The following is a 9,836-nucleotide window of genomic DNA, read 5'->3' as shown; positions in this document are numbered from 1 at the left end:
GGTGGTGGCCATTGGCAAAGGCGGCAAGAACATCCAGGCTGCCGACGCTTTCAGCCACATTTATGGCTACGCCGTGGGCCTGGACATGACCCGCCGCGACCTGCAGAACGACATGAAGAAACAGGGCCGCCCCTGGTGCATTGGTAAGGGCTTTGACGCCAGCGCTCCCATCGGCCCCATCACCCCGGCAGCGCAGGCAGGTGATGTGGCCAACGCGCCCATCTGGCTGCAGGTCAACGGAGCGGACCGCCAGCGCAGCACCGTGACCCAGTTGATCTGGAACATTGCCGAGACCATCGAGCACCTGTCGGCCGCGTGGGAGCTGCAGCCCGGCGACCTGATCTACACCGGCACCCCCGAAGGCGTGGGCGCCGTGGTGCGTGGCGATACGCTCGAAGGCGGCGTGGCAGGACTCACGCCCTTGCGCCTGACCGTAGTCTGAAGACCACCGGGCAGCCCTGCTGCCCGGCCAGGCAAACGCCGAAAGCGCTACGTTTTTCATAGCTATTAGCGCATGTTTCACTAGCGCTACCAGCCATTCTGACCCTCAAACCCCTGCATGACCTACCGCAGCCCCATCAAACATTGCCGCGCCTGTGGCACCGCCGTGGTGTACCGCCTGCCGGACGACGGCGACACCAAACAGCGTGCGGTCTGCCCCGCCTGCAACACGGTGCACTACGAGAACCCGCTCAATGTGGTGGGCACGGTGCCCGCGCTGCCCGATGGCCGCATCCTGCTGTGCAAACGCAACATCGAACCCCGCTGGGGCAAATGGACGCTGCCCGCAGGCTTCATGGAGCTGGACGAAACCACGGCACAGGGTGCGGCGCGCGAGACCGATGAGGAAGCCGGGGCGCAGATCGAGATCGGCCCCCTGTTCAGCCTGCTGAACGTGCGCCGCGTGGGCCAGGTGCACCTGTTCTACCGCGCCACACTGCTCAGCGACCAGTTCAACCCGGGCTACGAGACCATCGAGGCGCGGCTGTTTGCCGAAGACGAGGTGCCCTGGGACGAGCTGGCCTTCCGCACCGTGAAAGAAACACTGGAGTGCTACTTTGCCGACCGCAAGGCGGGCACCATGGGCATGCACTTCATCGACATTGAGTAGGCCCTGCCATGACAGTTGCCACCTCCGCAGCATCACCCGTGTCCACCCCACAGGCCAGCGTGCCGCCCGATGGCCTGCCCGCCTACCGCCTGCTCACCGGCCCCGACGACGCCAGCTTCTGCCGCCGCGTGAGCGACGCGCTAGCGCTGGGCTATCGGCTGTATGGCTCTCCTGCGGCCACCTTCAATGGGCAGACCGTGATCGTGGCGCAGGCCATCGTGTGGCCCGGTAGGGTGGCCTGACTGCGCGGCCAGCCCATCAGGCCGTGGTCTTATCGCACCTGCCGCGCGCAGCGCATCAAGGCTTGGCAGGAATCACGATGACGGTATTGCCGTCGCCCGAGCTACCGGCACTGCCGGTGTTTCCGGTGTTGCCCTTGCTGCCGGTGTTGCCCGTACTTCCCTTTGCGCCCGTGGCCCCCGTGTCACCCTGGTAGCCGGTGGCCCCCTGCATTCCGGTCGCACCGGTGCTGCCCTGTCCTCCGGTGGCCCCTGTCGAGCCCATACTGCCTGTAGCACCGGTGTAGCCCGTATTGCCCTGGTTGCCCGTGGCTCCCGTCGCGCCGGTGTAGCCGGTATCGCCAGTCTTGCCGGTGTAACCCGTGTTGCCGGTATTGCCTTGCGCGCCCGGAGGGCCCATGGGGCCGGTGCAGGCGCCCAGGGTCAGGGTGGCCAGTACCAGCAAGGTGGTGGTGATTGTTTTCATGGTGAGTCCTTTGGCGTTGCATGCAGTCCGACGACTGCATGCGCCACTGTGCGGGGCACCTCTGGCAGGGTCTGTTCGCTTGCGCGCTTAGTGCGGGCGACAAACGCTGGACGCAGACTTTGGCGACAACGTCCTACACCTCGCAAAGCCCCTATTCAGGCGGCATTGCTTTAAGGCCCCAAGGCAACACCCACCCCATCGCGCCGAAGGCGCTGGTGTCACAGAAGCCCGGAAGACGCAACGGCCTATTCGCCCCCCACCCGGTCTTCCGCAGGCACTGGCGGAGATACAGAACCCGGTGGGTCGCTGGTGACCGGCGGCAAACCACCCGCACCCGCAGGCCTTGGCGGCATGCCAGGCACCGGGGGTTGCTGAGGGTCGGTACGGAACAGCCCCCGGATCCAGTCGCGCATGGTGCTGAGCGAGCTGTCGGGCGGTGGCGGCGGGCTGGTGTCGAACTCGTCCACAAACCGGTCGTTGCCGTCGATCACCTTGTTGCGGATGGCCTGCTGCATGAACTCGCCCACCATGGGCAACGCACTGCGCGCGCCCTGCCCCCAGTAGTCGCTGCGCAGCGTGATGCGCCCGTCGTTGAAGCCGGCCCATGCGCCTGCCACCACGCGGGTGTGCATCAGGATGAACCAGCCATCGGTGTTGTCTTGTGTGGTGCCGGTCTTGCCCGCCACGTCGGCCTGGATGCCATACCGCGTGCGGATGGCCGTGGCCGTGCCCCGGTCCACGGCACCGCGCATGGTGTTGCGCAGGGTCTGGGCAGCCCGGGGCTGGAAGACCTCTTCCGGCACGGGCTTGGCAAAGGTCTCAAGCACCTTGCCGCGGCGGTCTTCGATGCTGGTGATGAGCACGGGCTCCACATAGCGGCCCAGGTTCACGATGCTGCTGTAGGCCGAGATCATCTCCTTGAGCGTGACCGGGCTGGTGCCCAGCGCGAGGGACGGAACCTCCTCCAGCTTGGACTGCCGCACGCCCAGGGCGCGTGCCACTTCGGCCACGCGGGCCGGGCCCACTTGCTGCATCACCTGCGCGGTGATGGTGTTCTTGGACAGCGCGAGGCCATCGGCCAGCGTCATGGGCTGGTCGCTGGGCGGGCCGCCATCGGTGGGGCGCCAGACGCGGCCACCGCCCAGCGGGATTTCGACAGCGGTATCCATCAACGTGTCTTCGGGCGTGGCACCGTTGGCAAACGCAGCGCCATACACAAACGGCTTGAAGGTAGAGCCCGGCTGGCGGCGCGCTGCCTGCACGTGGTCAAACGGGTCTTGCGCATAGTCGCGGCTGCCCACCCAGGCCAGCACATGGCCGGTGACCGGGTCTTGCGCCAGAAAGCCCGCCTGCACACGCGTCTTTTCGGCGCGCAGCTTGGCCATGAAGGAGGCGTCATCCATCAGCGTCTTCAGGGCGTCGTCAGGGGTGTCGCCCTTGTCCACGGCCGCGCGGTATTCGGCGCTCTCGCGCACCAGGGTCTGCACCAGCTCGTTCTTGGGGCCCCAGCCGTTGCGCTGCGACCAGGCGGTGTCTGCCACGCCTTGCAATTGCCGGCCCTGCCGTGCCACCGCCTGGTTGGCATAGGCCTGCAGGCGCGAATCGATGGTGGTGCGAATCACCAGACCGTCCGAATACAGGCTGTAGCCCTTGCTGTCGGCCCAGTCGATGAGCTGCTTGCGCAGCTGGATCGCAAAGTGCGGCGCCGGGCCCATCACCTCCGTCTGGCGTTCGAAGTTGATGCGCAGCGGGCGTTTTTGCAGGGTCTCGAACTGCTTGGCATCGAGCTTGCCCCGCTTGACCATCTGCGACAGCACCGTGTTGCGGCGGGCCTGCGCGCGCTCGGGGTTGAGCACCGGGTTGTAGTAGGCCGTGCCCTTGAGCATGCCAATCAGGGTGGCGCTTTCCAGCACATTGAGCTTGTCGGCAGACTTGTCGAAATAGGTACGCGCGGCCATCTCGATGCCGTAGGCGTTGTACAGAAACGGCACGGTGTTGAGGTAGGTCTCCAGGATTTCGTCCTTGGAATAAGACGCCTCGATCTTGAGCGCGGTGATCGCCTCCTTGAGCTTGCGCGTGAGCGTGCGCGAGCGCCCGATTTCCTCCGGGAACAGGTTTCGCGCCAGCTGCTGGGTGATGGTGGAGCCGCCCTGCGGGTCCCCGCGCAGCGTCAGCACCACCGACGACGCCGTGCGCCGCCAGTCCAGCCCGAAGTGCTTGTAGAAACGGTGGTCCTCGGTTGCTATCAGCGCGTCCACCACGTTGGGCGAAATCTGGTTCAGCTCCACCCATTCGCGGTTGGCCCAGCGGTATTCGGCCAGCAGCTTGCCGTCGGCGGACATAAGCTGCGCCGGCAGCTCGCTCTTGGCCTTGCGGATGTCGCTGATGCCGGGAGTAAAAGGCACCAACGCCAGCGTGAACACCAGCAGCGCAGCGGGCACCGCCACCACCGTCCACAGCAGCAGGCGCCGCACGGGCCGGGGAACCCAGGCCAACAGGCCCGCCATGCGGGCCCGGAAAGAAAGCAGCCAGTTGTGCATCAATGAATCGCCGGGAGATGGGGGTCGCTTCAGGACCGCCCCACCAGGGGCCGGTCAGCAAGGAGAAAGGGGAATGAGAACGCGAAAAGAGAGTCGGGCATGGTGCACCGTGCTCCGTCAGACACCCTGGCCTGACAACAGTTCCAGCATGCCGGCTTCGTCGAGCACGGGCACACCCAGTTCCTGGGCCTTGGCCAGCTTGCTGCCGGCTTCTTCGCCCGCCACCACGTAGCTGGTCTTTTTGCTGACGGAGCCCGCCACCTTGGCGCCAGCGGCCTCCAGCAGGTCTTTGGCGGCGTCGCGGCTCAGGGTGGGCAAGGTACCGGTCAGCACCACCGTCTTGCCCGCCAGGATCTGCGGAGCGCGCTCGGCCGCCGGCCCCTCGGGCCAAGTCACGCCGCAAGCGCGCAGTTGCTCGACCACCTCGCGGTTGTGCGGTTGCTGGAAGAAAGTGTGCAGGCTCTGCGCCACCACGGGGCCCACGTCGTTCACCTCCAGCAACTGCTCCACGCTGGCGTCCATGATGGCGTCCAGCGTGCCAAAGTGCCGCGCCAGGTCCTTGGCCGTGGCCTCGCCCACATGGCGCAGTCCCAGGCCGAACAGAAAACGTGGCAAGGTGGTCTGCTTGGATTTTTCGAGCGCGGCCAGCACGTTCTGGGCCGATTTCTCAGCCATGCGCTCCAGCGCAATCAGTGAGGTCAGGCCCAGCCGGTACAGGTCGGGCAGCGTGCGGATCACGTTGGCATCCACCAGCTGGTCCACCAGCTTGTCGCCCAGGCCCTCGATGTCCATGGCACGGCGCGCGGCAAAATGCAGGATGGCCTCCTTGCGCTGCGCGGCACAGAACAGGCCACCCGTGCAGCGGTGGTTGGCCTCGCCCTTTTCGCGCACCACGGCGCTGCCACACACGGGGCAGGCTGTGGGCATGCGGAAGTTGGGCACATAGCCCGTGCGCTTGCCCGGCATCACGCCCACCACCTCAGGGATCACATCGCCCGCACGGCGCACGATGACGGTGTCGCCCACGCGCACGCCCTTCTTGCGGATCTCGAACAGGTTGTGCAGCGTGGCGTTGGTGACGGTGACGCCGCCCACAAACACAGGCGCCAGGCGTGCGACCGGCGTGATCTTGCCGGTGCGCCCCACCTGCACGTCTATGCCTTCGATCTTGGTGGCCATCTCCTGCGCGGGATATTTGTGCGCCACGGCCCAGCGCGGCTCGCGCGTCTTGAAGCCCAGGTCGCGCTGCAGCTGCAGCGAGTTGACCTTGTAGACGACGCCGTCAATGTCGTACGGCAGCGCATCGCGGCTGGCACCCACCTGCTGGTGAAATGCTACCAATTCAGCAGCACCCACCGCAATTTGTACCTGCGCTGCCACCGGGAAACCCCAGGATTTCAACGTCTGCAGCATCTCGAAATGCGTGCGGAACACGGGCCCACCCTCGGCAGGCGGCGTGATGGCGCCCAGGCCATAGGCAAAAAAGCTCAGGGGCCGCTGGGCGGTGATGTTGGAGTCCAGCTGGCGCACCGCACCCGCAGCCGCATTGCGTGGGTTCACAAAGGTCTTGCCGCCCTGCTCCCGCTGGCGCTCGTTCAGCGCGTCGAAGTCGGCGCGGCGCATGTAGACCTCGCCGCGCACTTCGAGCAAAGAAGGCACGCCGTCGGGCAAGGTCAGCGGAATCTGGCGAATGGTGCGGATGTTGTGCGTCACGTCCTCGCCCACCTCGCCATCACCGCGCGTGGCGGCCTGCACCAGGCGGCCGTTTTCGTAACGCAGGCTCATGGCCAGGCCGTCAAACTTGGGCTCGGCCACGTATTCGATGGCGGGGTCAGCGTCCGTCACGCCCAGCTCGCGCCGCACGCGGGCATCAAACGCCTGGGCGCCCGTGGCCTCGGTGTCGGTTTCGGTGTGAATGCTGAGCATGGGCACCGTATGGCGCACGGGGGCCAGGCCCTCCATCACCGCGCCAATCACGCGCTGCGTGGGCGAGTCGGGGGTGACCAAGTCAGGGTGCGCGGCTTCCAGCGCCTGCAGCTCGCGGAACACGCGGTCGTATTCGGCGTCGGGCACGGTGGGCTCGTCCAGCACGTAGTACTGGTGGGCCCAGCGGTTGAGTTGGTCGCGCAGTGCTTTGATTTTGATAGCTGGCTGCGCTTGATCCACGGGCACTGGGGCCGAAAAAAGATCCAAATTCTCGGTCATGGCCGCACCAGCGTTCAGCTGAACAGCCGCCGCGCCAGCACGGACCCCGCCGACAGATCGCGTCCATCGAGCTGGTCATACAGCAGCTCCAGGTCCGCAGCGATCGGGTCCATGGCCATGGCGGGCAGCGGCGTGCCGTTCTGGTCGCACAGCACGCCATCCATGGCCTGGCACAGGGCGGCGGCCACGTCGCGCAGGCGGGCAAAGGGCTGCTCGGTGCGGTGCACCTGGGCGACGTCCAGGCTCAGCGTGATGTCGCGGATGGCGGACTGGTCCGGATCGTCGGCCAAGGCGGCCTGGGTGTCGTAGCCCAGGGTGAGCAAGGGCGGCAGGCCCTGGGTGCTGGCGGGCAGCACCAGACGGCCGGGCATGGCGCCGGGCACAAAACCCAGGCGGGCAGCGTTCTGCTGCACGTAGCCAGGGCTCCAGGCGGCCTGGCGGGCGCGCAGCATGAACATCAGCTGAGCGTCGTGGTCGCTGGCGAACTGGTCCAGCTCGCGGGCGCGGGCCACTTCCTGCAGCATGTCGGGGAAGTCGGGGGCGGCGTTGATGGTGTCGGCAAAGGCCTGCGCCTTGACCACGAACTCGGAGAACTCGATCTCGTTGAGCGCGCCCATGCGGTTGGCCAGCTGCACCCCCGCCTGGAAGGACTGGTAGCGCTGGCCAGGGGCCGGGGTTTCCCACTGCTGGGTGGCTTCGTTCAGGCCTTCGATGGCAAAGGGCTTGCTGCCTGCACGGCGGGTGGGCGGCAGCGCGGCCAGCGCCGCATCGCCCGACACCACATGCTCGGGCTGCAGCGAGGCGATCACGTCGATGAGCGGGTCCAGCCCGGGGCGGCGCTCGGACGAAAACGGTGGCACGGGCAGTTGCAGGGCGTCGCCCGCATCCACGGTGTGTTCAGACGGCTCCGGCCCCCGGTCCAGGCCATGGAACTCGCTGGGCGGCATTGCCCCCGCCGCAGCGGCATCAAAACCCGGCTCCAGGCGCTGCGCGGGCTCTGCCGCTGGGTCATGCTCCGTAGGCAAGGCGCGCTTGGGCGCGTTGCGGCGCGAGGTCCAGGTGTTGTAGGCCACGATCAGGGCCAGCACCAGGCCACCAATGATGGCGAGACTCAGTTGCAATGTGCTCATGTTTGAATCAATAGGTTCAAGCGTCCACCATCGAGAGGGCCGACTCCATGTCGACAGCCACGATGCGCGACACGCCCTGCTCCTGCATGGTCACGCCGATCAGTTGCTCGGCCATTTCCATCGCGATCTTGTTGTGGCTGATGAACAGGAACTGTGTGCCCTTGCTCATGCTGGACACCAGCTTGGCATAACGTTCGGTGTTGGCGTCGTCCAGCGGCGCGTCCACCTCGTCCAGCAGGCAGAACGGCGCGGGATTGAGCTGGAAGATGGCAAACACCAGCGCGATGGCCGTGAGGGCCTTTTCCCCCCCCGACAGCAGGTGAATGGTCTGGTTCTTCTTGCCGGGTGGCTGGGCCATCACCTGTACGCCGGAATCGAGAATTTCGTCACCGGTGATGATGAGCTTGGCCTGGCCGCCACCGAACAGCTCGGGGAACATGCGGCCGAAGTGCGCGTTCACGGTGTCGAACGTGCCCGAGAGCAGCTGGCGCGTTTCGCCATCGATCTTGCGGATCGCGTCTTCCAGCGTGTTCATGGCCTCGGTCAGGTCGGCGGTCTGCGCATCCAGGAACACCTTGCGCTCGCTGGCGAGCTTCAATTCATCCAGCGCGGCCAGGTTGACGGCGCCCAGGGCCGCGATCTCGCGGTGCAGGCGGTCGATTTCGCTCTGCAGGCCGCCCATGCGCACATTGCCTTCCTCGATGGAGTGGGCCACGGCCTCCAGGTCGGCCTGGGCGTCTTGCAGCAAGGTGGTGTACTGCTCCAGGCCCAGGCGCGCGGCCTGTTCCTTGAGTTGGAATTCGGTGATGCGCTGGCGCAGCGGGTCGAGCGCGCGCTCCAGCTGCATGCGGCGCTCGTCGCTGGCGCGCAGCTTGGTGGTCAGGTCGTCGTATTCGCTGCGCTGGGCGGCCAGTGCCTTTTCGCGCTCCATCTTCACTTCCAGCGCGGCCTGCAGGCCGCCTTGGGCGGCGGCGTCAGAGAGACGGGCGAGTTCATCGCGTGCACGCTGCTCTTCGTCGGCCAGGGCCTTGGCCTGTTGTGTGGCGGTTTCGATGGAGCGGTTGAGTTCGCCCCGGCGCGCCTCCAGGCTGCGCTGCGAGAACGTGGCCTCCTGCGCCTGGCGCTCCAGCGTGCGCTGCTGTTCGCGGCAGGCGGTGAGCTTGCGTTCGGCCTCGATGACCTTGTCGCCCAGCTGGGCCTCGCGCTCCTGGCTGTCGGCCAGCTGCATGTCCAGCTCTTCAAAGCGTGCCTCGGCGGCCACGCGGCGTTCCTGCAGGTCGGCCAGCTGGGCTTCGACCTCGGCCAGGTCGCCGTCGATCTGTGCGCTGCGGGCGCGTGTCTGCTCGGCCAGCTGGGTCAGGCGCAGGGTTTCGACCTGCAGCTCGTGGGCGCGGCTTTGTGTTTCGGTGGCTTCGCGGCGTGCGGCAACGAGGCGCTGCGAGGCATCGGCATAGGCCGCTTCCGCACGGACCAACGCGGTGCGTGATTCTTCGGCGATCAGTGCCTGCGCGCGCAATTCTTTTTCGAGGTGCTCGATCTCCTGGGCGCGGGCCAGCATGCCGGACTGCTCGGAGTCCTGCGCGTAAAAGCTCACGCTGTGGGCGCTGACGGCATGGCCCGTGGGTACAAACACCACTTCGCCAGGCTGCAGCGTGCTGCGGCGGGCCAAAGCGTCGTCCAGCGTGGGAGCCGTGTAGCAGCCTTGCAGCCAGTCCACCAACACGGCCCGCAGGCCCGCGTCGTTCAGGCGCAGCAGGTCCGACAGGCGGGCATGGGGGGACGATGTTTCGGGGTGGCCCGCAGCGGGGGCGCTGTAGAAGGCCAGGCGCGCGGGCGGCGCGTCGTTGCCGCCGGAGCCCAGGAAGCCGCGCACCATGTCCAGGCGCCCTACTTCCAAGGCGGCCAGGCGCTCGCGCAGGGCCGCTTCGAGCGCGTTTTCCCAGCCGGGTTCGATGTGGATACGGCTCCACAGGCCCTGCAGGCCATCGAGGCCGTGCTTGGCGAGCCAGGGGCGCAGCTTGCCGTCGGTCTTGACCTTTTCCTGCAGTGCCTTGAGGGCCTCCATGCGGGCCGACAGCTCAGCCTGGCGTGCGCTCTCGCTGTTAACGGCCTGCTGGCGCGCGCGGCGGTCGTCGTCGAGCTGGG

The 9,836-nt window shown here is 66.9% G+C and carries 7 protein-coding genes and 1 pseudogene; 3 read left to right on the top strand and 5 right to left on the bottom strand.

Going from position 1 to position 9,836, the window contains the following annotated elements; translation table 11 throughout:
- From DBR23_RS20730 to DBR23_RS20720, 3 genes are all read left to right on the top strand, one after another.
- Window positions 1–442, top strand: a 442-nt coding sequence (locus DBR23_RS20730; RefSeq protein WP_146191390.1) for a fumarylacetoacetate hydrolase family protein, incomplete at its 5' end; no start/stop codon positions are given.
- A gap of 117 nt (window positions 443–559) precedes the next feature.
- Window positions 560–1,111, top strand: coding sequence for an NUDIX hydrolase (locus tag DBR23_RS20725; protein WP_015014179.1), 552 nt, complete (start codon window positions 560–562; stop codon window positions 1,109–1,111).
- Between the two features lie 8 nt (window positions 1,112–1,119).
- The gene (locus DBR23_RS20720; protein ID WP_108499456.1) at window positions 1,120–1,353 is read left to right on the top strand and encodes a DUF1737 domain-containing protein; all 234 of its coding nucleotides are present in this window, start codon (window positions 1,120–1,122) and stop codon (window positions 1,351–1,353) included.
- A gap of 55 nt (window positions 1,354–1,408) precedes the next feature.
- Here the strand turns inward: DBR23_RS20720 and DBR23_RS20715 are convergent, their stop codons facing one another.
- From DBR23_RS20715 to DBR23_RS31350, 5 genes and pseudogenes are all read right to left on the bottom strand, one after another.
- On the bottom strand, window positions 1,409–1,816 hold the full coding sequence (locus DBR23_RS20715) for a hypothetical protein (RefSeq protein WP_108499455.1): 408 nt from the start codon (window positions 1,814–1,816) through the stop codon (window positions 1,409–1,411).
- A gap of 245 nt (window positions 1,817–2,061) precedes the next feature.
- The gene (locus DBR23_RS20710) at window positions 2,062–4,323 is read right to left on the bottom strand and encodes a penicillin-binding protein 1A (protein WP_233250622.1); all 2,262 of its coding nucleotides are present in this window, start codon (window positions 4,321–4,323) and stop codon (window positions 2,062–2,064) included.
- A gap of 150 nt (window positions 4,324–4,473) precedes the next feature.
- The gene (ligA, locus tag DBR23_RS20705; protein WP_108499453.1) at window positions 4,474–6,561 is read right to left on the bottom strand and encodes an NAD-dependent DNA ligase LigA; all 2,088 of its coding nucleotides are present in this window, start codon (window positions 6,559–6,561) and stop codon (window positions 4,474–4,476) included.
- A 14-nt stretch (window positions 6,562–6,575) separates the two neighbouring features.
- Entirely contained in the window at window positions 6,576–7,691 is a 1,116-nt protein-coding gene (locus DBR23_RS20700) for a cell division protein FtsZ (protein ID WP_108499452.1), read from the bottom strand.
- A gap of 16 nt (window positions 7,692–7,707) precedes the next feature.
- A pseudogene (locus DBR23_RS31350) lies at window positions 7,708–9,836 on the bottom strand (chromosome segregation protein SMC); the annotation flags it as partial.

The sequence above is a fragment of the Acidovorax sp. HMWF018 genome (assembly GCF_003061035.1).
Classification (GTDB): Bacteria; Pseudomonadota; Gammaproteobacteria; order Burkholderiales; family Burkholderiaceae_C; genus Acidovorax; species Acidovorax delafieldii.
This window is presented reverse-complemented; position numbering and strand designations above follow the sequence as displayed.

Excerpts from the sequence above, each read along its gene's own strand:
- DBR23_RS20725 (WP_015014179.1), top strand. The coding sequence starts at position 560 with ATGACCTACCGCAGCCCCATCAAACATTGCCGCGCCTGTGGCACCGCC.
- DBR23_RS20720 (WP_108499456.1), top strand. The coding sequence starts at position 1,120 with ATGACAGTTGCCACCTCCGCAGCATCACCCGTGTCCACCCCACAGGCC.
- DBR23_RS20715 (WP_108499455.1), bottom strand. The coding sequence starts at position 1,816 with ATGAAAACAATCACCACCACCTTGCTGGTACTGGCCACCCTGACCCTG.
- DBR23_RS20710 (WP_233250622.1), bottom strand. The coding sequence starts at position 4,323 with ATGGCGGGCCTGTTGGCCTGGGTTCCCCGGCCCGTGCGGCGCCTGCTG.
- ligA (WP_108499453.1), bottom strand. The coding sequence starts at position 6,561 with ATGACCGAGAATTTGGATCTTTTTTCGGCCCCAGTGCCCGTGGATCAA.
- DBR23_RS20700 (WP_108499452.1), bottom strand. The coding sequence starts at position 7,691 with ATGAGCACATTGCAACTGAGTCTCGCCATCATTGGTGGCCTGGTGCTG.